At 62.6% G+C, this 20034-nt stretch carries 21 protein-coding genes; 11 read left to right on the top strand and 10 right to left on the bottom strand.

What is annotated here, in order from left to right:
• The first annotated feature begins 109 nt into the window (after window positions 1-109).
• Window positions 110-1480, top strand: a complete 1371-nt coding sequence (gene radA / locus DMX11_RS00105; RefSeq protein ID WP_110742511.1) for a DNA repair protein RadA — start codon at window positions 110-112, stop codon at window positions 1478-1480.
• 35 nt (window positions 1481-1515) lie between these two features.
• Here the strand turns inward: radA and DMX11_RS00110 are convergent, their stop codons facing one another.
• Window positions 1516-3033, bottom strand: a complete 1518-nt coding sequence (locus DMX11_RS00110) for a nucleobase:cation symporter-2 family protein (protein WP_110742512.1) — start codon at window positions 3031-3033, stop codon at window positions 1516-1518.
• Between the two features lie 263 nt (window positions 3034-3296).
• A complete protein-coding gene (locus DMX11_RS00115) occupies window positions 3297-3659 on the bottom strand; it encodes a PilZ domain-containing protein (protein ID WP_110742513.1) in 363 nt (120 codons plus the stop codon).
• A gap of 166 nt (window positions 3660-3825) precedes the next feature.
• On the opposite strand from DMX11_RS00115, the gene DMX11_RS00120 reads away from it, so the two are divergent.
• The 3 genes from DMX11_RS00120 to yjiA all read left to right on the top strand — a co-directional run bounded on the left by DMX11_RS00120 (window position 3826) and on the right by yjiA (window position 7228).
• Entirely contained in the window at window positions 3826-5892 is a 2067-nt protein-coding gene (locus tag DMX11_RS00120) for a carbon starvation CstA family protein (RefSeq protein WP_110742514.1), read from the top strand.
• Between the two features lie 13 nt (window positions 5893-5905).
• Window positions 5906-6103 carry a YbdD/YjiX family protein gene (locus DMX11_RS00125; RefSeq protein ID WP_016713459.1) on the top strand — a complete coding sequence of 66 codons (198 nt, stop codon included), beginning with the start codon at window positions 5906-5908 and terminating at the stop codon, window positions 6101-6103.
• 147 nt (window positions 6104-6250) lie between these two features.
• Entirely contained in the window at window positions 6251-7228 is a 978-nt protein-coding gene (gene yjiA / locus DMX11_RS00130; RefSeq protein ID WP_110742888.1) for a GTPase, read from the top strand.
• On the opposite strand, the gene DMX11_RS00135 is transcribed toward yjiA, so the two are convergent.
• A complete protein-coding gene (locus DMX11_RS00135; protein WP_110742515.1) occupies window positions 7188-8675 on the bottom strand; it encodes a methylenetetrahydrofolate reductase C-terminal domain-containing protein in 1488 nt (495 codons plus the stop codon). The genes yjiA and DMX11_RS00135 overlap by 41 nt on opposite strands.
• 269 nt (window positions 8676-8944) lie before the next feature.
• Here DMX11_RS00135 and DMX11_RS00140 point away from each other — a divergent pair, with 269 nt between their 5' ends.
• A complete protein-coding gene (locus DMX11_RS00140; RefSeq protein WP_110742516.1) occupies window positions 8945-9769 on the top strand; it encodes a 5-methyltetrahydropteroyltriglutamate--homocysteine methyltransferase in 825 nt (274 codons plus the stop codon).
• A gap of 84 nt (window positions 9770-9853) precedes the next feature.
• Here the strand turns inward: DMX11_RS00140 and DMX11_RS00145 are convergent, their stop codons facing one another.
• Entirely contained in the window at window positions 9854-11032 is a 1179-nt protein-coding gene (locus DMX11_RS00145) for an acetyl-CoA C-acetyltransferase (RefSeq protein ID WP_110742517.1), read from the bottom strand.
• A gap of 334 nt (window positions 11033-11366) precedes the next feature.
• On the opposite strand from DMX11_RS00145, the gene fabV reads away from it, so the two are divergent.
• Together fabV and DMX11_RS00155 are read left to right on the top strand one after the other, a co-directional pair.
• Window positions 11367-12578 carry an enoyl-ACP reductase FabV gene (fabV, locus tag DMX11_RS00150; RefSeq protein WP_003251642.1) on the top strand — a complete coding sequence of 404 codons (1212 nt, stop codon included), beginning with the start codon at window positions 11367-11369 and terminating at the stop codon, window positions 12576-12578.
• A 146-nt stretch (window positions 12579-12724) separates the two neighbouring features.
• Window positions 12725-13633 carry an alpha/beta fold hydrolase gene (locus tag DMX11_RS00155; protein WP_110742518.1) on the top strand — a complete coding sequence of 303 codons (909 nt, stop codon included), beginning with the start codon at window positions 12725-12727 and terminating at the stop codon, window positions 13631-13633.
• A 44-nt stretch (window positions 13634-13677) separates the two neighbouring features.
• Here DMX11_RS00155 and DMX11_RS00160 read toward each other — a convergent pair whose 3' ends face one another.
• From DMX11_RS00160 to folM, 3 genes are read right to left on the bottom strand one after another with little or no spacing between them, the layout of a single operon-like run.
• A complete protein-coding gene (locus DMX11_RS00160) occupies window positions 13678-14019 on the bottom strand; it encodes a HopJ type III effector protein (RefSeq protein ID WP_177410692.1) in 342 nt (113 codons plus the stop codon).
• Window positions 14012-14308, bottom strand: a complete 297-nt coding sequence (locus DMX11_RS00165; RefSeq protein ID WP_146230333.1) for a DUF1244 domain-containing protein — start codon at window positions 14306-14308, stop codon at window positions 14012-14014. The genes DMX11_RS00160 and DMX11_RS00165 overlap by 8 nt, the downstream gene beginning before the upstream one ends.
• Window positions 14309-14317: 9 nt before the next feature.
• Window positions 14318-15055, bottom strand: coding sequence for a dihydromonapterin reductase (gene folM, locus DMX11_RS00170; RefSeq protein WP_110742520.1), 738 nt, complete (start codon window positions 15053-15055; stop codon window positions 14318-14320).
• Between the two features lie 223 nt (window positions 15056-15278).
• Here folM and DMX11_RS00175 point away from each other — a divergent pair, with 223 nt between their 5' ends.
• Complete coding sequence (locus DMX11_RS00175) at window positions 15279-16214, top strand: MerR family transcriptional regulator (protein ID WP_110742521.1); 936 nt, start codon at window positions 15279-15281, stop codon at window positions 16212-16214.
• Here the strand turns inward: DMX11_RS00175 and DMX11_RS00180 are convergent.
• Together DMX11_RS00180 and DMX11_RS00185 are read right to left on the bottom strand one after the other, a co-directional pair.
• Window positions 16199-16816 carry a hypothetical protein gene (locus tag DMX11_RS00180; protein ID WP_110742522.1) on the bottom strand — a complete coding sequence of 206 codons (618 nt, stop codon included), beginning with the start codon at window positions 16814-16816 and terminating at the stop codon, window positions 16199-16201. The two genes, DMX11_RS00175 and DMX11_RS00180, sit on opposite strands and share 16 nt — an antisense overlap.
• Window positions 16817-16875: 59 nt before the next feature.
• On the bottom strand, window positions 16876-17304 hold the full coding sequence (locus DMX11_RS00185) for a PAS domain S-box protein (RefSeq protein WP_110742523.1): 429 nt from the start codon (window positions 17302-17304) through the stop codon (window positions 16876-16878).
• 126 nt (window positions 17305-17430) lie between these two features.
• Between DMX11_RS00185 and DMX11_RS00190 the strand changes: the two genes are divergently transcribed.
• Window positions 17431-17889 carry a flavodoxin gene (locus tag DMX11_RS00190; protein WP_110742524.1) on the top strand — a complete coding sequence of 153 codons (459 nt, stop codon included), beginning with the start codon at window positions 17431-17433 and terminating at the stop codon, window positions 17887-17889.
• Window positions 17890-17964: 75 nt separating this feature from the next.
• Here the strand turns inward: DMX11_RS00190 and DMX11_RS00195 are convergent, their stop codons facing one another.
• On the bottom strand, window positions 17965-18846 hold the full coding sequence (locus DMX11_RS00195; RefSeq protein WP_110742525.1) for a LysR family transcriptional regulator: 882 nt from the start codon (window positions 18844-18846) through the stop codon (window positions 17965-17967).
• A 96-nt stretch (window positions 18847-18942) separates the two neighbouring features.
• On the opposite strand from DMX11_RS00195, the gene DMX11_RS00200 reads away from it, so the two are divergent.
• Window positions 18943-19329, top strand: a complete 387-nt coding sequence (locus DMX11_RS00200) for a CidA/LrgA family protein (RefSeq protein ID WP_110742526.1) — start codon at window positions 18943-18945, stop codon at window positions 19327-19329.
• Entirely contained in the window at window positions 19319-20005 is a 687-nt protein-coding gene (locus DMX11_RS00205; protein ID WP_110742527.1) for an LrgB family protein, read from the top strand. The genes DMX11_RS00200 and DMX11_RS00205 overlap by 11 nt, the downstream gene beginning before the upstream one ends.
• Window positions 20006-20034: the final 29 nt, after the last annotated feature.

Below are 20034 nucleotides of genomic sequence, written 5' to 3' on the forward strand. Positions count from 1 at the left end.
GTACAGGGGTAGTGACTGTAGTTAGAACGAATAGTTTTGTCGCATCCCGATGCGTTCGAGACACGTCCTGCTCGGCTATGATGGCGGTTTTTTCCAGGAGACCCCACCCATGGCCAAGGCCAAGCGCTTGTATGGCTGCACCGAGTGCGGCGCGACCTTCCCCAAATGGGCCGGCCAGTGCGGCGAATGCGGGGCCTGGAACACCCTGGTCGAAACCATGATCGAAAGCGGCGGTGCCGCGGCGCCCAGCAGCGGCCGCGCCGGCTGGACCGGGCAGCAGGCGCAGATCAAGACCCTGGCCGAGGTCAGTGTCGAGGAAATCCCGCGTTTCACCACCAGCAGCACCGAGCTGGACCGCGTGCTCGGCGGCGGTCTGGTGGATGGTTCGGTGGTGCTGATCGGCGGCGACCCCGGCATCGGCAAGTCGACCATCCTGCTGCAGACCTTGTGCAATATCGCGGTGGGCATGCCGGCACTGTATGTCACCGGTGAAGAGTCGCAGCAGCAGGTCGCCATGCGCTCGCGGCGCTTGGGCCTGCCGCAGGACAAGCTCAAGGTGATGACCGAAACCTGCATCGAGACCATCATTGCCACGGCGCGGGTCGAAAAACCGCGGGTAATGGTGATCGACTCGATCCAGACCATTTTCACGGAGCAATTGCAATCGGCCCCCGGCGGCGTGGCCCAGGTGCGCGAAAGCACGGCATTGCTGGTGCGTTACGCGAAACAGAGTGGTACGGCGATATTCCTCGTCGGCCACGTGACCAAGGAAGGCTCGCTGGCCGGCCCGCGGGTGCTGGAGCACATGGTCGATACCGTGCTGTATTTCGAGGGCGAGTCTGATGGCCGTCTGCGCCTGCTGCGGGCGGTAAAGAACCGTTTTGGCGCGGTTAACGAACTGGGCGTGTTCGGCATGACCGACCGTGGCCTGAAAGAGGTGTCCAACCCCTCGGCGATCTTCCTCAACCGTACTCAGGAAGAGGTGCCCGGCAGTGTGGTGATGGCAACGTGGGAGGGCACGCGGCCGATGCTGGTCGAGGTGCAGGCGCTGGTCGACGACAGCCACCTGGCCAACCCGCGCCGGGTCACCCTGGGCCTGGACCAGAACCGCCTGGCCATGCTGCTGGCGGTGCTGCACCGCCATGGTGGTATTCCGACCCATGATCAGGACGTATTCCTCAACGTGGTCGGCGGGGTGAAGGTGCTGGAAACAGCTTCGGACCTGGCGCTGCTGGCCGCGGTGATGTCCAGCTTGCGCAACCGGCCGTTGGCCCATGGCCTGCTGGTATTTGGCGAGATCGGCCTGTCGGGTGAAGTGCGGCCAGTGCCCAGTGGGCAGGAGCGTTTGAAGGAAGCAGCCAAACATGGCTTCAAGCGGGCGATCGTGCCCAAGGGCAATGCGCCAAAAGAGGCGCCGGCGGGGTTGCAGGTGATAGCCGTGACACGGCTGGAACAGGCGCTGGATGCATTGTTCGAATAATGTGCAGGAGCGAGCGAGCTCGCTCCTGCTGGCGGTCAGTGCTCGGCTACCGCCGTGCGCCTGACCGTTTCATTACCGTGCTCGTCCAGTTCCAGCATCGGCACTTCATTACCTTCGGCATCGAACAGCTTGCCATCCTTGAAGTAGTCGCCATCTCGCAGCGCGGAAATGTCCGAATACTGGATGGTGCGCTCGTAGGCTGCAGCGAACACCGACTGGTTTTCCGAGTTGCCGGTGGTGAAGTGGTTGAAGATCAGGTTCAGCAGAATGGCCATGATCGCTGCCGAGCTGATGCCCGAGTGGAAGATGGTCTCGAACCAGTTCGGGAAGTGGTGGTAGAAGGTCGGTGCGGCAATCGGGATCATGCCAAAGCCCAGCGAGGCCGCGACGATGATCAGGTTGACGTTGTTCTTGTAGCTGACCTTGGACAGGGTACGGATACCACTGGCCGCTACGGTACCGAACAGCACGATGCCGGCGCCGCCCAGCACCGGGGTCGGCACGGCAGCAATCACCCGGCCCATGATCGGCAGCAGGCCGAGCACCACCAGGATGACGCCACCGGTGGCCACCACGTAGCGGCTCTTGACGCCGGTCACCGCCACCAGGCCGACGTTCTGGGCGAATGCGCTCTGGGTGAACGAGCCGAAGATCGGTGCCAGGATGCTCGATGCCATGTCGGCGCGCAGGCCGTTGCCCAGGCGCTTGGAGTCGACCTTGGTATCGATGATTTCACCTACGGCGAGGATGTCGGCCGAAGTTTCCACCAGGGTCACCATGATCACGATGCACATCGACAGGATCGCGGCGATATGGAATTCCGGCATGCCGAAGTGGAACGGCGTAGGGAAGGCGAACATCGGGCCTTCGGTGACCTTGCTGAAGTCAGCCATGCCCAGCGCCCAGGCGATCAGCGTGCCGACCACCATGGCCAGCAGGATCGACAGCCGCGAGATGGTTGCGCTGCCGAGTTTGCTCAGCAGGAGCACGATGGCGAAGGTCAGTGCCGCCAGGCCGATGTTGGCCACGCTGCCGAACTCGGGCGAAGCGCTGTTGCCGCCCATCACCCAGCGGGCAGCTACCGGCATCAGGGTCAGGCCGATGGTGGTGATGACAATGCCGGTCACCAGCGGTGGGAAGAACTTGGTGATGCGCGAGAACACTGGGGTGATCAGGAACCCGATCAGCGATGCCGCCATGACCGCACCGAGCACGCCCGGCAAGCCGCCGCCGCCCTCGCTGCTGAGGATTGCCCCCATGGTCGCCACACCGGCGAACGATACGCCCTGCACCAGCGGCAACTGGCAACCAAAGAACGGCAGGCCGAGGGTTTGCAGCAAGGTGGCCAAGCCACCGGCAAACAGCGAGGCGGCGATCAGCATGCCGATTTCAGCGCCGTTCAGGCCAGCGGCCTGGCCCAGGATCAGGGGTACCGCGACGATCCCGCCATACATGGTCAGCACATGCTGCAGACCATAGGCCAGGTTGGCACCCAACCCGAGGTTTTCGTCCTCGGGGCGCTGGGCGGGAGACGTGCTAGGGGACGTAGTCATGGAGCAGGCTCTCTGTTTATTGTTGTGCCGCTACTGTAGACACTTCCTACAAATCATTGCTACAAAAATTGTATACAATATTTTGATTGGAGCGCGCACAGAAACGCTTGCACGGGGTGCGAAAACCCAATGCAGAAGCCGTACCAACTCGTCATAAGCTGTATTAAAGGGGTGTGTACAAAGTTCTGCTACCCAGCCTTAAAGCTGTCTGGGTAGACAGGAAACACCCGGTGGAGAAGCTATTAGCTAGCTAAGAGATTTCATTATTCGATGAGTTGACGCAGTTCACGCATCATTTCGGTGCTGTCGGCCACGTTCAATTCCACAAGACGGTGCAAATGGCACATCGATTCGATGTCGATGTACAGGCAAATGAAACCCAGCCGGTCTTCTTCTTCGTGGCGCAGTTCGACTTGCATTTTCACCTGGGTGTGCGAGTCCAGATGGATGATCGCGTCGAAGTCCTGAGTCAGGTCGGCGTCCCATTTCTCCGGGCGCTCTACCAGCAAGCCCTTGAGTGACAAGTCGAGCAACTTGGCAGGCCAGCGTTTGACACCTTGACGGAGTTCGGTAGGGGCGTCGAAGTCGATTCGCTGGAAACGGCGGCGTTCGTCGTGATCGCTCATGGCGTAGGGCCCTCGGGTGACATCCTGACTATAGTTAGATGGGTATGTGCATCAGGTACTGCAATCTGGCCGCAGAGGCTCTAGACCAAAGCAAGTATGGCAATGCCGCTTGACTGGCCCTAGACTCGGTGGGCGGTCTTTCCAATCCACCAGCTGGAAGCTAACCATGAACAACAATAATAGCCTGCTACGCCACATTCCGTGGCTGGCGCTGGCAGTCATAGGCGCATGCGCGTTGGGTGTGGTTGCCCTGCGTCGCGGCGAGGCGATCAACGCCTTGTGGATCGTGGTCGCGGCAGTGGCCATCTACCTGGTCGCCTATCGCTACTACAGCCTGTTCATCGCCACCAAAGTGATGCAACTCGACCCGCGCCGGGCCACCCCGGCGGTGCTCAACAATGATGGCCTGGACTACGTCCCGACCAACAAACACATTCTTTTCGGTCACCACTTCGCCGCCATCGCTGGCGCTGGTCCCCTGGTGGGCCCGGTGCTCGCCGCGCAAATGGGCTACCTGCCCGGCACGCTGTGGCTGATCGCCGGCGTGGTGCTGGCCGGTGCGGTACAGGACTTCATGGTCCTGTTCCTGTCTACCCGCCGCAATGGCCGCTCGCTGGGCGACATGGTGCGCGAAGAGATGGGCCGCATTCCGGGCACCATCGCCCTGTTCGGCTGCTTCCTGATCATGATCATCATCCTGGCGGTGTTGGCGTTGATCGTGGTCAAGGCTCTCGCCGAAAGCCCATGGGGCATGTTCACGGTGATGGCGACCATCCCGATCGCGATGTTCATGGGCGTCTACATGCGCTACATCCGCCCAGGCCGCATCGGCGAGATCTCGATCATCGGCGTGGTGCTGCTGCTGGCTTCGATCTGGCTGGGGGGCCAGATTGCTGCAGATCCGGTGTGGGGCCCGGCGTTCACCTTCACGGGTGTGCAGATCACCTGGATGCTGGTCGGCTACGGTTTCGTCGCTGCAGTGTTGCCGGTATGGCTGGTACTTGCGCCGCGTGACTACCTGTCGACCTTCCTCAAGATCGGCACCATCATCGCCCTTGCCATCGGCATCCTGGTGACCATGCCCGAGCTGAAAATGCCGGCGCTGACCCAGTTCACCGACGGCACCGGCCCGGTGTGGAAGGGTACTCTGTTCCCGTTCCTGTTCATCACCATTGCCTGTGGTGCGGTATCCGGCTTCCACGCGCTGATTTCCTCGGGCACCACGCCCAAGTTGCTGGATAACGAAACCAACGCCCGCTACATCGGCTATGGCGGCATGCTGATGGAATCGTTCGTCGCCATCATGGCCATGGTTGCGGCCTCGGTGATCGAGCCGGGTGTGTATTTCGCCATGAACAGCCCGGCGGCCGTGGTTGGCGCCGACGTTGCGTCGGTGGCTCAGACGGTAAGCAGTTGGGGCTTCCTGATCACCCCCGAGCAACTGGAGGCGGTCGCCCGCGACATCGGCGAGCACACCATTCTGGCCCGTGCCGGTGGTGCACCGACCCTGGCGGTAGGTATTGCGCAGATCCTGCACCAGGTGCTGCCGGGTGAAAACACCATGGCATTCTGGTATCACTTCGCGATCCTGTTCGAGGCGCTGTTCATCCTCACAGCGGTAGACGCCGGTACCCGTGCCGGGCGCTTCATGCTGCAGGACCTGCTGGGCAGCTTCGTGCCGGCCCTGAAACGCACCGAATCGTGGGGTGCCAACCTGCTGGCCACCGGCGGTTGCGTGGCGCTGTGGGGTTACCTGCTGTACCAAGGCGTGATCGACCCGCTGGGTGGCATCAACACCTTGTGGCCGCTGTTCGGTATCTCCAACCAGATGCTGGCGGGTATTGCCCTGATGCTGGGCACCGTGGTCCTGATCAAGATGAAGCGCGAGCGCTACATCTGGGTCACCCTGCTGCCGGCAGCCTGGCTGCTGATCTGCACCACGGCGGCGGGCCTGATCAAGCTGTTCGACCCGAACCCGGCTGTTGGTTTCCTGGCGTTGGCCAAGAAATACAGCACCGCTCTGGACGCCGGTCAGGTATTGGCCCCGGCCAAGGATATCGGGCAGATGCAGCACGTTATCTTCAACGCCTACACCAATGCTGGCCTGACCATCCTGTTCCTGCTGGTGGTGTTCAGCGTGCTGTTCTTTGCCCTCAAGGTCGGCTACGCCGCCCTGGGCCGCAAGGAGCGCAGCGACAAGGAAACCCCGTTCCAGGCACTGCCTGACGCTTGAGAGGACTGCAGCGATGTTCAACGACCTGGGTCGACTGGGTAAATACCTGGGGCAGGCAGCCCGCCTGATGGTCGGCATGCCCGACTACGACAACTACGTCGAGCACATGCAGAAGACGCACCCGGACAAGCCGGTCATGACGTACGAGGAGTTTTTCCGCGAACGTCAGGAGGCGCGATACGGTGGCAAGTCCGGGCCGAAGTGCTGCTGAGCCTTAAGCGTTAACCTGTACCGGCCTCATCGCCAGTAAACCAGCTCCCCGCAGGCACCCACGAACCGCAAGGTTCGTGCAGTACCTGCGGGGAGCTGGCTTGCCGGCGATGAGGCCCGTGTTTTTTCCGCACAGGAGATGTTCTGCGTGCAGACGCCTATTCCCGTAACCGTACTCACAGGCTTCCTTGGCGCTGGCAAGACCACCTTGCTCAAGCACATGCTCAAGGCCGAGCACGGCCTGAAACTGGCCGTGATCGAAAACGAATTCAGCGAAGCCGGCATCGACAGCCAGCTGCTGGGTGACCAGCCGGTGCAGGTAATGACTCTGGCCAACGGCTGCGTGTGCTGCAGCATCCACGGTGACCTGACCCGCGCCCTGTACCTGCTGCTCGAGCGCCTGGATGCTGGTGAAATCGCCTTCGACCGCCTGGTGATCGAATGCACTGGGCTGGCCGACCCGGCGCCGGTGGCACAAACCTTTTTCATCGACGAGGAGCTGCGTGATCGCTATATCCTCGATGGCATCATCACGTTGGTCGATGCCATGCATGCCGAGTTGCACCTGACCCAAACCATTGCCCAGGCCCAGGTCGGCTTTGCTGACCGCCTGCTGCTGAGCAAGACCGACCTGGTCGAGCCGGCTGCTGTCGAGGCCCTGCGCGAACGCTTGGCCCGCATCAATGGCCGGGCGGCTATCCGTGTCGTTGAACACGGCTGCATCGATCTGGCAGAACTACTGGATGTGCGCGGTTTCAACCTCAACCCGGATCTGGGCGCAAACCTGAAACCCCAGCTGCGCCCGGTGCTCAAGCCCGCGACCCCGGACCGTATCGGCACCATGGTGCTGCGCACGGAAACCGCCCTGGACATCGACCGCCTCAGCAGCTTCATGAACGAGCTGCTGGAAACCCACGGCAAACAGCTGCTGCGCTACAAGGGTGTGCTGAACATTGCCGGCGAGGAGCGCAAGCTGGTGTTCCAGGGGGTGCTCAAGCTCTACGGTTTTGACTGGGACGCCGAGTGGGCCGAAGGTGAAACCCGCGAAAGCGTGATGGTATTCATTGCCGATGACCTGCCCGAGGCTAAGATTCAGGCTGGGTTCGAGGCGCTGGCTGCGGACTGACCCGGCGCGGGGTTTGCGCGGCGAACCATTGCGGCCATGAGCTGCGGTGGCGGGTCTCCACCTCGATGCACGGGATCAGCCGCTCGGTCAGGACGGCGGTTTGCCCCACGGCCTTGGCGGTGCGGTACTTGATGCTGTGGATGCACTCGCGGTCGCCAAACTCGCAGCGGTTCAGCGCGGTACCTCCGCAAGGGCCATTGGCCAGGCCCTTGGGGCAGGTTTCCGGGCAGATATACAGGGTGTCTTCCAGGCGGCAGTGGCCGCAGGTATCACACCCTGCCAACGGGCGCTTCACGCTGCGCTCCAGTGTGTGCAGCACGTGTGCGCCAACCCGGGTAGCCCACACTGGCTGGCGCACCGCCCAGCCGAACGCCTTGCTCAGGCTGTTGCGGCGGCTGAACAGCAGTGCATGCATGCCATGCATCAGGTGATAACGGGTTTTCTCCTTGAAGGAGGCATCGACCCGTGATTCGCCGTCGCGCCAGTTCGCCTGGGGCGGATGGAAGGTTACCGCCGGCAGGCCGGGCATCTGCCAGCTGGCATGCCAGGCGGGTGCCCATTGTTCCAGCGTGTGAACCTGCGCTTGCCAGTGCTCAAGCCGCTCCTCCAGGGCAAGCAGTTGTTGCAGCCCGTGGATACCTGACAGGTGCACACCGGCGTAGCCCATCAGTTTCGTGCCAATGATCTGCAAGGCCAGGCGGTCAACGCTGCGCGCCAGGGCAAAGGCCTTGGACTGCGCCGTTTCTGCTTCGAGCATTTCGCGCATGGAGGGTGTCACGGTAACGCCAGCCACGTGGTCGAGCATTGCCGCTCGGCCGTGGGTCAGGCTCATGAGGCAGGCCAGCATGGGCCTGGGCGCGGCCTGGCGGCGCATCCAGTGCATGGCTTCCTGGTGCTTTGCAGCGTCGAAGCCCAGTTGCAGGGTGAGGAAGTCAGCCCCTGCAGCCAGCTTTTTCTCGGCCTTGAAGTATTGCGCGCCGCCTTCTTCCTCGTGGTACTTGAACGGGTTCAGCGCCGCGCCCAGCAACCAGTGTGGGCAGGCCTGGCGGGCAATCTGCAGGGCCGCCACCGACTCCAGATAGCGCACGGGGCGCTGGCCAGGCTCATGCCCTGGCAGGCGATCGCCGGTCAGCAGCAACAACTGGTCGAGGCCGGCGGCGTCCATGTGTTGCAGTTGCGCGAGCAAGTGATGGCGTTCGCGGTCCTTGCCGGAAAAATGCGGCAGCGCAGGCACGGGGGTGTCGAACGAGGCGAGGGCGTCCAGCGGCGACATGTCCAGCGGGCTACCGACGCGGTCGCCGATGGCCACGGTCATTGGCCAGCCGCACAGGTGCCCGCGGGCCATGATCGCTTGCATGGCGGTGAAGCGTTCTGCGGAGGCTTTGGGGACGAACTCCATGACACAGACGAAGTTCTGTTCGCGCAGCGCGGTTTTCAGCAGGCTCATGAGGCCGGGCACCTGGTTTGGTCAGGGTGGCATTGTGCGGCAGATGGCGGGCGAGGTCATGTCCCGATGCGCAGGGTGTTGCTCTGAACGAGACATCGGTTGTGCCGTGCTCGGGCAGGCGTCGAACCGCCACGAGTGGCCGGTACAGCCCATGCAGATCCTTGATCATGAGATTTTCTTGAGTTCATCTCAAATTTTATGAGTTTGTCTCAATCCCTCATCAGCCGGACAATCCTTTCATTATTTCGAGCATGCTGAAGGGACAAGACATGGCACTGGCACATAACCTGGGCTTTCCACGTATTAGCGGTGACCGCGAGCTGCGGGCCCGCCACTGGCAAGTGCAGAAAGACGCCGGTATCCATTTGCTGCCAGTTGGCGACTTCGCCCAGAACGACCACGTGCTGATTACAGGCGACCAGCCGTTCGCCCTGGACTGGGAGCCATTGTTCGAAGAAGTGGAACACGCCAAGGCCCTGGGCCATGCGGTCAAGCCGGTGATTATCGGCCCATTGACCTACCTGTGGCAGGCCCAGGCCCTGGGCGGTGACTTCGACAGGCTGGAGCTGCTCGAGCGCCTTTTGCCGTTATATGACGAGGTCCTCAATCGCCTGGCTGCCCAGGGCGTTGAATGGGTGCAGATCGACGAACCGATCCTCGCCCGGGAGCTGCCGCAAGACTGGAAGAATGCCTTTGAGCGCGTCTACAACATCCTTCAGCGCGCACCGTTGAAGAAGCTGATCGCGACCTATTCGGGTGGCCTCGATGGCAACCTGGGCCTGGCCGCCAACCTACCGGTCGATGGCCTTCACATTGATCTGGTGCAGGCACCTGAGCAGTATCAGAGCATTCTCGACCGTTTGCCTGCTTACAAGGTGCTGTCGCTGGGCCTGGTCGACGGCCGCGATGCCTCGCCGTGCGACCTGGACAAGATGCTGGGGCTGTTGCATGAGGCCGACGAGCGCCTGGGTGAGCGGCTGTGGTTGGCGCCGGCCTGTTCGTTGCTGGAAAGCCCGCTGGACCTCGCTGTGCAGAAGTGCCAGGAAGTGGTGATGCTGGCCGCTTCGCTCGGGCAGTACCGCGCTGCGGCTTGATCCTGTGTTGGCTGTGCCGGCGCACTTCGCGGGGCCCGCGGGAGCGGGTTCACCCCGCGAAGGTGCTGGGTGTGCTGAACTACATCAGCGCTCGATGGCCAACGCCACACCTTGCCCACCGCCGATGCACAAGGTCGCCAGGCCTTTTTTGGCATCGCGCTTGATCATCTCGTGCAGCAACGTCACCAATACCCGGCACCCGGAAGCGCCAATCGGGTGGCCCAAGGCAATCGCCCCACCATTCACGTTGACCCGTGCCGCATCCCATTCCAACGCCTTGCCCACCGCCAGGGCCTGCGCGGCAAAGGCCTCGTTGGCTTCGATCAGGTCCAGGTCACTCAACTGCCAGCCGGCCTTGTCCAGGCAGCGCTGGGTCGCCGAAACCGGGCCGATGCCCATGATCGCCGGGTCTACCCCGGCGCTGGCATAGGCGGCGATCTTCGCCAGCACCGGAAGGCCCAGGGCCTTGGCCTTGGCGGCGCTCATCAGTAGCACGGCGGCAGCGCCGTCGTTCAGGCTGGAGGCGTTGCCAGCGGTAACGCTGCCGTCCTTCTTGAACGCCGGGCGCAGCTTGCCCAGCGATTCGGCGGTGGTATCCGGGCGCGGCTGCTCGTCCCGGTCGAAGACTTTTGGCTCACCCTTTTTCTGTGGCAACACGATAGGGGTGATTTCCGCATCGAAGCGGCCAGCCTCGATCGCTGCCACCGCCTTGCGTTGCGACTCGGCGGCGAAGGCGTCCTGCTGTTCACGGTCAAGGCCGTACTGGTCCACCAGGTTTTCGGCAGTGATGCCCATGTGGTAATCGTTGAAGGCATCCCACAGGCCATCGGTGATCATGCTGTCGATCAGCTGGCCATGGCCCATGCGCTGGCCGGTACGGGCCGAGGGCATCACGTAGGGGGCCAGGCTCATATTCTCCTGGCCACCGGCAATCACCACTTCGGCGTCACCGCAGCGGATGGCCTGGGCTGCCAGGTGCAGGGCCTTGAGGCCCGAACCGCAGACTTTGTTCAACGTCAGGGCAGGGACGCTGAAGGGCAGGCCGGCCTTGATCGCGGCCTGGCGGGCCGGATTCTGCCCGGCGCCGGCGGTAAGCACCTGGCCGAGGATGACTTCGTCGACCTGCGCCGGGTCCAGCCCGGTCTGCTCCAGCAGGCGCTTGATCACAGCGGCGCCGAGGTCGACCGCAGGCACAGTGGCCAGGGCGCCCTGGAAGCTGCCGATGGCGGTACGGGTTGCGGCGACGATGACCACGTCGTTCATGTTGTTGTTCTCCGGGCAATGGGCGTAGTGCGCCAAGCATCGGCGGCTTTGGCTTATTTGTTAAGTTTGTTTTTCTTTGCGATTGATGTGAAAAGCAAATGAATGCGCGCGGTTCGGCCCAGGGGATCATGCTGCGAAATCTTGACGGGTTGTATGCGGCGGTTGGCGCGGGCTCGACCGCCGACAGGCCAGCGCAGGCACGCCACAGTTTTGCATCCCCATGATCACCCCGTAATATGTGTCGGATAACCTGCGGGGGTAGTCTCACCCTCTGATCAACAGGAATCGCCCTCGAGCGGCGCTTCCCCGGCATAAACCTGACGAGGTACAGACATTGGCCATCATTCATCCTAAGGTTCGCGGTTTCATCTGCACCACGACTCACCCGAAGGGCTGCGAGCTCAACGTCCGTGACCAGATCGAAGCCACCCGCAAGCTGGGCGTGCGCGAGGATGGCCCGAAGAAGGTCCTGGTCATCGGTGCTTCCAGCGGCTACGGCCTGGCAGCCCGCATCACCGCAGCGTTCGGCTTCAAGGCCGATACCCTGGGCGTGTTCTTCGAAAAGCCAGGCACCGAGACCAAGGCCGGCACCGCTGGCTGGTACAACGCTGCGGCCTTCGACAAGTTTGCCAAGGCCGAAGGCCTGTACAGCAAGTCGATCAACGGCGACGCGTTCTCCGACGAGGCCCGCGCCAAGGTCATCGAGCTGATCAAGAACGAAATGGGCGGCAAGGTCGACCTGGTCATCTACTCGCTGGCCTCGCCAGTGCGTAAGCTGCCGCAGACCGGTGAAGTGATCCGCTCGGCACTGAAGCCGATCGGCCAGCCGTACAAGTCGACCGCCATCGACACCAACAAGGACACCATCATCGAGGCCAGCATCGAGCCGGCCACCGAACAGGAAATCGCCGATACCGTCACCGTGATGGGTGGCCAGGACTGGCAGCTGTGGATCGACGCCCTGGCCGGCGCCAACGTGCTGGCCGAAGGCGCCCGTACCGTGGCGTTCAGCTACATCGGCAGCGATATCACCTGGCCGATCTACTGGCACGGTGCACTGGGCCAGGCCAAGCAGGACCTGGACGAAACCGCCCTGCGTCTGAACCAGAAGCTGGCCGGTGAAGTGAAAGGCGGCGCCAATGTGGCGGTGCTCAAGTCGGTGGTTACCCAGGCCAGCTCGGCCATTCCGGTGATGCCACTGTACCTGTCGATGGTCTTCAAGATCATGCAGGAGAAAGGTGTTCACGAAGGCACCCAGGACCAGCTCGACCGCATGTACCGCGACCGTATGTACCGTACCGACGGTGCGCCGGCAGAGGTCGACGAGAAGGGGCGCCTGCGCCTGGACGACTGGGAACTGCGCGACGACGTGCAGAATGCCTGCAAGGCCCTGTGGCCACAGGTGACCACCGAGAACCTGTTCGAGCTGACCGACTACGCCGGCTACAAGAAGCAGTTCCTCAACCTGTTCGGTTTCGAGCGCGCTGACGTCAACTACGACGAAGACGTGGCTACCGATGTGAAGTTCGACTGCGTCGAGCTGTAATCGGGTAAGCCTGTACCGGCCTCTTCGCGGGCAAGCCCGCGCCCACAGGTTCTGCAACGCCTGTAGGCGCGGGCTCACCCGTGAAGAGACCGGTACAGGCGACAAAATCTTTGCTAGTTTTGGCGCACAACGACAGGAAATGCGCCATGAGTAGCCTCACCCAACCCGCTACCCCATTTCGCCACCCTGCGGCCGACGGTTACAGCCTCGGTGGCTTCGTCTGGCGCCATGCCCAACCTGACCCCCAGCGCCCGCTGGTGATCATCAACGCTGCCACTTCGGTACGCTGCCGCTACTACTCCCGTTTTGCCGACTACTTGTTCGCCCACGGCTGCGATGTGCTGACCTACGACTACCGTGGTATCGGTGAGTCCCGACCGGCTTCGCTGCGCGGCTTCCAGGCCTCGTGGAGCGACTGGGGCCGGCTCGATTTCGAAGCGATGCTGGCGCACGCGGCTGAGCACTTCCCTGGGCAGCCGGTGGATGTGGTGGGGCACAGTTTTGGAGGTTGCGCGGTTGGCCTGGCACCGTCGGCCGGCCAGGTGCGGCGTGTGGTGATGGTAGGCGCGCAGTTTGCCTACTGGCGCGATTACGCACCCGACCAGCGCTGGCGGCTATTTGGCAAATGGCATGTGGTGATGCCGCTGCTGAGCTGGGTGTTTGGCTACTTCCCCGGCAAGCGCCTGGGTTGGCTGGAAGACACGCCATCCGGCGTGGTACGTGACTGGACCACCCGTACACCGCGTTATGAACAGCGTCCCAGCGGTCGCGCGCTGGCAGTACTCCCGTTCGCCCAGGTACGGGCGGCGACGCTGGCCATCAGCCTGACCGACGACCCCTTTGGCACGGTGGAAGCGACCGAGCGTTTGCTGGGTTATCTACAGGGGACCGAGCGGCGTCACCTGCGGATTGCACCTGTGGATATCTCGGTTGGTGAAATTGGCCATTTCGCGTTCTTCCATGACCGGTTTCGCGAGAGTTTGTGGCCGGTGACGTTGCAGTGGTTGCAGCGTGGCCGGTTGCAAGGCGGGGGGCCGGGAACCTTCCTGGAGTGATGCTGGGTTCGATAGTGCGGGGCCGCAAGGCGGCCCCGGCCATCTCAAGCCTTGCGCGAAAGCGGCTGCGCGGTGAACTTCACACCGGCCAGCCCATGCTTGATCAGCGCACGGATATTGCCATGGTCACTGCCCTCAGGCGTGGCCAGCACATCACGGTAATGCTCGCCAAAAGCCAGCAGCGCTTCCTGGTCGCTTAGCCCCTCCAGCAACGCCAGGCCCAGGGTCTTGCACGACCCTTCGTTCTGCCCGGCCGCATTTTCCACGCCGCCATTGTTGAAGGCTTGCGGCTGGTAGCTGTAGTGGTCGGCAATGAACGCCAAGGTGTCGGCGAATGCATGTTGGCCGCTGGCCAGGCTGGCGCGCAGGGTGTTCAGATCAGTCACGAGGTTTTCCTTTTTCGAACGCCGCTTGCTGCTCGGCGCTGGCTTCTTTCTGGTATTGGGCTTTCCACTCGGCGTAAGGCATGCCGTACACCGCTTCACGGGCGTCATCCAGGCTCAGGTCGAGCTGGCGCTCGTCAGCCGCTGCCTTGTACCACTTGGACAGGCAGTTGCGGCAGAAACCGGACAGGTTCATCAGGTCGATGTTCTGTACGTCGGTGCGCTTTTGCAGGTGGTCGACCAGGCGCCGGAACGCGGCGGCCTCGAGTTCGAGTTGTTGCTGTGGCGTCATGGGGTTCTCTCAAGTCATGCGGTTCTTCAGGTGGCGGCCACCGTTGATGACCACCTGGCTGCCGGTGCTGTATTGGCTGGCGAGCAGGTATTTGACCGTCTCGATCAGCGGACCGGCGCCGGGTTCGAACTCCAGCAGGGCCTTTTTCAGGGTTTGCTGGCGGTAGGCTTCGTCACCCCCTTCCTTGAGGATTAGCAGCCCAGGCAGGATACCGTTCACATGCACCGTGGGCGCATATTTTTCGGCAAATGACAGCACCATGTTCTGCAACGCCGCCTTGGTGGCGGCATAGCCAATGTGGCTCTTGCTGCCGCGTGAAGAGGTTTCGTCGCAGATGTGGATGATGTCGGCCTTTTCCACCTTGGTCAGCAGGTCGCCGAGTGCCAGGTTGAGGTGGTAGGGCGCTTCGACGTGTAGCCGGAACATGGTTTCGAGGTTGTCGAGGCCGTCGTCGAGCCACAGTGAGGCGTTGTGGATGATCGCGCGCAGGCCATCGTAATGGCTATGCAAGTGATCGATCAGCGCCTGGCGGTCGGCCGCCAGGCACAGGTCTGCCTGGAACTGCACGATGTTGGGGTGGGCCGCCTGTGGCTGGACGCTGCGGCTGGCACTGACCACCGTATGGCCGGCCTGCGCCAGTTCAAGGGCCAGGGCCAGCCCGACGCGCTGGCTGGCTCCGGTAACGAGAATGGGGCTGTTCATGTTCGGGCGGTCAACTTTGTCTGTCCTTTGGTTGCTGCCCAGCATACCCGAACTGTTTGCCTGTTGTATGGCCTGGCCTCAGTGGCTGCGCCTGTCCCCTGTCATGTTCGGGGAAGCCTGTAGACAACCGGCTGGCAAGCGGGTGGACAGGTAGATTGTCAGCGGTGTCTGGCCTGGTGCACTCAGCCGGCAAACGATTGCATCCTGCGCCCGGCGCTGTCGTAGTAGACTGTGTGTTCAACTTCCGCACACAGGGTAGGCCGTGCAGATGAACGAACAGGGACGTAAGCCGTTGATTGATGCGAGCTTCACGCAGCAGGTACTGTTTCCGATTCGTGAAGTTTCCCGCCTGACCGGCGTCAACGCGGTGACCCTCCGCGCCTGGGAACGTCGTTATGGACTGATCCAGCCAATCCGTACCGACAGTGGCCACCGCCTGTATTCCCAAGCCGATATCGACGATATCCGCAGTATCCTCGGCTGGCTGGAGCGCGGCGTTTCCGTCAGCAAGGTGGGCAGCATTCTTGCTCGTAGCCATGCCATTGCCGGGCATACCAGTGGCGCATCGGATGCCTGGCTGCGCTGGCAGCACCAGATTCGCCTGGCGGTGCAATGCTTCGACCTCGTAGGGCTGGGCCGCCTTTACGAGGAGGTATTTGCCGCCTGCACGCTGGATCAGGTTTTTGCCGAAGTCTTCATGCCTGTTTGGCATGACATGGCCGTGCGCCGCGGCGGGTATGGGCAGGCCAGCGAATGGCTGTTTCTGGACCAGTTCTTGCGAAGTCGGGTGTTCGCCCGTTTGCAGCTTGCCCATGGGCCGCGTAGCCGCACCGTGCTGCTTTCGCCGTTACCGGGGCAGTGCCATGAGCTTGAACTGCTGGTCACCAGCCTGATCCTGGGCAGTGACGAAACAGGCGTGACCCCATTGGTCTGCGGGCAGCCGTTGCAAGAGCTGGCGCTGGTCTGTGAGCGTTTGAAGCCGGACGCCCTGGTGCTGTTTTCCCATCAGCCGCCCACCGCAGAACTCACCCGGCAGCTGACGCGCCTGGCGGCAGTGCTGGATTGCCCGTTGTTGCTGGCCGGGGAAGCGGCAGAAATCGCGCACGACAGCCTGGCTGGCAGCCCTGTTGCCTGTCTGGGAGCACAAGGTGATGTGATGCGTCAGCGCTTGAGGCAGTTTCTGGCAGGTCAGCTGGATACTTGAGCGTGCAGCTCGGGGTGGGCGCGGCGATGAGCCTGAAGAATGTAGTCGCGCAGGCGTTCGATTTCTTCAGCCGGGCTCTGGCTGAGATCGTAGGCTGCCAGGTCCGGGCCGATGCGCCGGCCCAGAACACCATGCAATTCGATCGGGGGGATGCCGCCAGGGGCGAATCGAAGCTCGAAGCGGGCGGGTGCCGATGGCAGCTCACGCAACTCCAGCAGTACGCCCTTGAAGGAAATATCGCGCACCCACAGGCCGCTTGCGTGGTCGTGGTCATCGAGCAACGGGCTCGGCTGGTCCATCGACAGGCGCCAAGGGCGCAGCATGGGGCCGTCTTCGTAGATTTCCGGTGAGCCCACTTGCAGGTGAAGGGCGTGGAACTCGTCTTCCACCAGTTGCAAAGGGAAGCTGATCTGCTGGTTGTTGAACTGGGCCTGCAAGGTCACCTGCTCGTTGGCCACCAGCTGGGTAAGCAGACTCTGGATGCGGCGGTCACCATTGACCAGCAGGCTCGACATGGAATCGGCCAGGTTCAATTGCGGCGAGTGCTGCATGTTCTGTATGAAATCCAGCTCGGCCTGGGTCAGGAGTGCATCTGCTTGCATGATCGAACTCGGTAGTAGCGATTTCTTCAACGTCATTGACCGTGCAGGGCGCGCTTGGTTCAGGCGCGTTCGTCGGGTTTCGGATGAGCGCGCAGTTCGGCCAGTTCCCGCTCCAGTTCGACCTGGCGGCTGACGTCCTTCTGGATACCGATGAAATAGGTGCGTTGGTCGGCATCGCGCTTTACCGGGGTGATCGACAGCTCGTTCCAGAAAGCGCTGCCATCCTTGCGGTAGTTGCGCAGCACTTCGCGGCACGGGCGGCCTTCAGCCAGCGCCCTGCGAATGCGTGCGCGGCCCAGTTGGTCACGGTCGTCGCCCTGCAGGAAACGGCAATCCTGATAGAGGATTTCGTCACGGCTGTAGCCGGTCAGGCGTTCGAAGGCGGCATTCACGTAGATCAGGATGGTGTCGTCGCCTTCCTGTTCGGCAACCACGATCCCGTCATTGGACGCATCGACCATCGATTGCAATAACTGCGCATTGATCATGTTCTGGCCACTGGGCGACAAGGGGCGAAGCGGGGCTGAGGATGGCGACTTTGGTAGAGGCGGCCTTTTGCCAGCGCTGGATGCTAGTATCCTACGTTTTCACTCAGTTTCGGAATCCTCTACCCGATGAAAGTCGCCATTATTTCCGGATCGGTCTATGGCACCGCCGATGAAGTCGCCCGTCACGCAGAAGCACTGCTCAAGGCAGCAGGCCTGGAGGCTTGGCATGCGGCGCGTGCAACTTTGCAGGACCTTGAAGGTTTTGCCCCGGAAGCCCTGCTGGCCGTGACCTCGACTACTGGCATGGGTGAGCTGCCAGACAACCTCATGCCGCTGTACAGCAGCATCCGTGACCTGCTACCTGCAGCTTGGCGTGGCTTGCCGGGCGCAGTGATTGCGCTGGGCGATTCCAGCTATGGCGATACCTATTGCGGCGGTGGCGAGCAGATGCGCGAGCTGTTTGCCGAACTGGGCGTGCGCGAAGTGCAGTCGATGCTGCGCCTGGATGCCAGCGAGACGGTGACCCCCGAGGCGGATGCAGAGCCATGGTTGGCTGAGTTGATCACAGCATTGAAAGCGTCCTGACCCCAGGCCTGCTCGGTCTCTGGGTGCCGGCTTGGCGGCGAGAGGGGCAGGGCAGGCTGCCCCCTGAAAAGCCGGTCAGCGGTGATGTTCGCGTAGCAGCGCCAACCACGCCTGTGCCGCCCGCGACAGGTACCCCCCGCGCCGCCAGATAAAGGCAATGTCCCATCGCAAATCCCCCGGCGAACGCAGCGGCAAGCGCACCACCCCGGGGCGCTCGAGTGCCTTTGCCACCACGCGGGGCAGCAACACCACGCCCTGGCCCGCCGCTACCAATGCCACCAAAAAGTCCGCCTGGCCACTGCGCCCGCCTTCCTTGGGGGTAAACCCCTGCTGCTGGCACGCTTTCAGCAGCCGGTCATTGAGCACGAAGCTGCGCTGGTACAGCAGGAACGGCGTACCGGCCAGCTGCCCCAGGTCCACCTCGGTCAGCTCCGCCAACCCATGGCCCGCCGGCAACAGGGCATCCAGCGGTTCGTTGCAGAACGGCTGGTACTCGAACGACTCGTCAGTGGGCGTAAGGCTGCCGCCCAGCTCCAGTTCTCCACTCTTGACTGCCTGTTCGACGCTTCGGCTGCCACCTTCGAGCAACTGGATGGTGATGTTCGGGTGGCGCCGCCGGTATTCGGCGAACAAGCCTGCGAACAGTGCATCACTGCCCAGCATCGGCAAGCCCAGGCGCAGTTCACCGCGCTCCATCTGGCCAAGGTCGTCCAGTTCGTTCAGCAGCGCCTGACGCTGGCGCAGCAGGGCCTCGCCCCGCTCCAGCACGATGCGTCCCGCAGCTGTCAGGTGTAGCTGCGAGGCTTGGCGCTCCAGCAGCGGCTGGCCCACATCTTGCTCCAATTGGGCCACCTGCTTGCTCACGGCCGACTGGCTGATGTACAGGGTCTGTGCGGCCTGGGTAAAGCCGCCGCGGTGGACCACTTCAATGAAGCTGCGCAGTTGTTTGAATTCCATGTCCGGATTCCATTATGGAATGGCGATCAGTCTAACAATTCGCTTCTGGCCTGGGCAGGCGAATCTTAAAATAAGGGCTTGTCGAGGAACCCCGCCATGAAACCCGCGTTAATCAAAAATGCCCTGCGCCTGCTGGTCGAGCTGGCGATTCTGTGTGCCCTGTTCCTGCTTGGCGGCCAGCTTGCCCGTTGGCTGGGCTGGCCGATTCCTGGCGGGGTGATGGGCCTGGCGCTGTTGTTGATACTCTTTGCGTCCGGTGTGCTCAAGCCGGCGATGCTGCAACTGGGCGCGGGCTGGTTGATGGCCGAGATGCTGCTGTTCTTCATCCCGGCGCTGATGAGCCTGCTCGACTACGGCGCGCTGATCCGTGATGAGGGCTGGCGCATCCTGCTGGTGATCGCCGTGAGTACGCTGATGGTGATGGTGGTGACCGCCCTGACCGTGGAGCTGGTGTGCCGCTGGAGCTTGCGTCATGAGCCTTGAGCCCATGCCGCTGTTTTGGCTGGCGCTGACTTTGCTGGCCTATCTGGGCAGCCGCTGGCTGTATCGGCGCAGCAAGCGTTACCTCTTTTCGCCATTGATCCTGGTACCGGTATTACTGTTGGCGGTCGCTGTGCCGCTGCATACCGCCTATGCCGAGTATGCACGCAACACCCATTGGTTGATGAGCGTGCTCGGCCCGGTGACTGTGGCCTTTGCCGTGCCGATCTGGCAGCAGCGGGCCATGCTGGCGCGGCATTGGCCGGCACTGATGGTCGGCATGGTGGCTGGCAGCAGTGCTTCGATCGCCAGCTCGTGGGGGCTGGCGCACCTGTTGGCGTTGGACAGCGCAACCAGCCTGTCGCTGGTGCCGCGCTCCATCACCACGCCATTCGCCATGCCCTTGGCGCATGACCTGGGGGGCGTGCCAGAGCTGACCGCCGTGTTCGTGATGTTCACAGGTGTGCTCGGCGCCATGTTCGGCGGTGTACTGCTGCGCTGGTTGCCGCTACGCACGCCGCTGGCGCGGGGGGCACTGTTCGGCGTTGGCGCGCATGGCGCCGGGGTGAGCCGGGCGCAGGAAGTGGGGCGTGAGGAAGGCTCGGTGGCCGGGCTGGTGATGGTCCTGACCGGGCTGCTGAACCTGTTTGCGGCGCCGCTGCTGGCCATGCTGCTCTGACCGTTCGTGCCACTGACTCGCTCAGTCAT

Origin of the sequence: Pseudomonas sp. LB-090624, from assembly GCF_003205205.1 — a bacterium.
GTDB lineage: Bacteria > Pseudomonadota > Gammaproteobacteria > Pseudomonadales > Pseudomonadaceae > Aquipseudomonas.

What these genes read in the sequence shown, in the direction of transcription:
- DMX11_RS00185 (WP_110742523.1), bottom strand. Translation starts at nt 17,304, where the DNA reads ATGATCAATGCGCAGTTATTGCAATCGATGGTCGATGCGTCCAATGAC.
- DMX11_RS00205 (WP_110742527.1), top strand. Translation starts at nt 19,319, where the DNA reads ATGAGCCTTGAGCCCATGCCGCTGTTTTGGCTGGCGCTGACTTTGCTG.
- DMX11_RS00195 (WP_110742525.1), bottom strand. Translation starts at nt 18,846, where the DNA reads ATGGAATTCAAACAACTGCGCAGCTTCATTGAAGTGGTCCACCGCGGC.
- radA (WP_110742511.1), top strand. Translation starts at nt 110, where the DNA reads ATGGCCAAGGCCAAGCGCTTGTATGGCTGCACCGAGTGCGGCGCGACC.
- DMX11_RS00145 (WP_110742517.1), bottom strand. Translation starts at nt 11,032, where the DNA reads ATGAACGACGTGGTCATCGTCGCCGCAACCCGTACCGCCATCGGCAGC.
- DMX11_RS00120 (WP_110742514.1), top strand. Translation starts at nt 3,826, where the DNA reads ATGAACAACAATAATAGCCTGCTACGCCACATTCCGTGGCTGGCGCTG.
- DMX11_RS00180 (WP_110742522.1), bottom strand. Translation starts at nt 16,816, where the DNA reads ATGCAAGCAGATGCACTCCTGACCCAGGCCGAGCTGGATTTCATACAG.
- DMX11_RS00200 (WP_110742526.1), top strand. Translation starts at nt 18,943, where the DNA reads ATGAAACCCGCGTTAATCAAAAATGCCCTGCGCCTGCTGGTCGAGCTG.
- DMX11_RS00155 (WP_110742518.1), top strand. Translation starts at nt 12,725, where the DNA reads ATGAGTAGCCTCACCCAACCCGCTACCCCATTTCGCCACCCTGCGGCC.
- DMX11_RS00175 (WP_110742521.1), top strand. Translation starts at nt 15,279, where the DNA reads ATGAACGAACAGGGACGTAAGCCGTTGATTGATGCGAGCTTCACGCAG.
- DMX11_RS00110 (WP_110742512.1), bottom strand. Translation starts at nt 3,033, where the DNA reads ATGACTACGTCCCCTAGCACGTCTCCCGCCCAGCGCCCCGAGGACGAA.
- DMX11_RS00115 (WP_110742513.1), bottom strand. Translation starts at nt 3,659, where the DNA reads ATGAGCGATCACGACGAACGCCGCCGTTTCCAGCGAATCGACTTCGAC.
- DMX11_RS00190 (WP_110742524.1), top strand. Translation starts at nt 17,431, where the DNA reads ATGAAAGTCGCCATTATTTCCGGATCGGTCTATGGCACCGCCGATGAA.
- DMX11_RS00165 (WP_146230333.1), bottom strand. Translation starts at nt 14,308, where the DNA reads ATGACGCCACAGCAACAACTCGAACTCGAGGCCGCCGCGTTCCGGCGC.
- folM (WP_110742520.1), bottom strand. Translation starts at nt 15,055, where the DNA reads ATGCTGGGCAGCAACCAAAGGACAGACAAAGTTGACCGCCCGAACATG.
- DMX11_RS00125 (WP_016713459.1), top strand. Translation starts at nt 5,906, where the DNA reads ATGTTCAACGACCTGGGTCGACTGGGTAAATACCTGGGGCAGGCAGCC.
- DMX11_RS00140 (WP_110742516.1), top strand. Translation starts at nt 8,945, where the DNA reads ATGGCACTGGCACATAACCTGGGCTTTCCACGTATTAGCGGTGACCGC.
- DMX11_RS00135 (WP_110742515.1), bottom strand. Translation starts at nt 8,675, where the DNA reads ATGAGCCTGCTGAAAACCGCGCTGCGCGAACAGAACTTCGTCTGTGTC.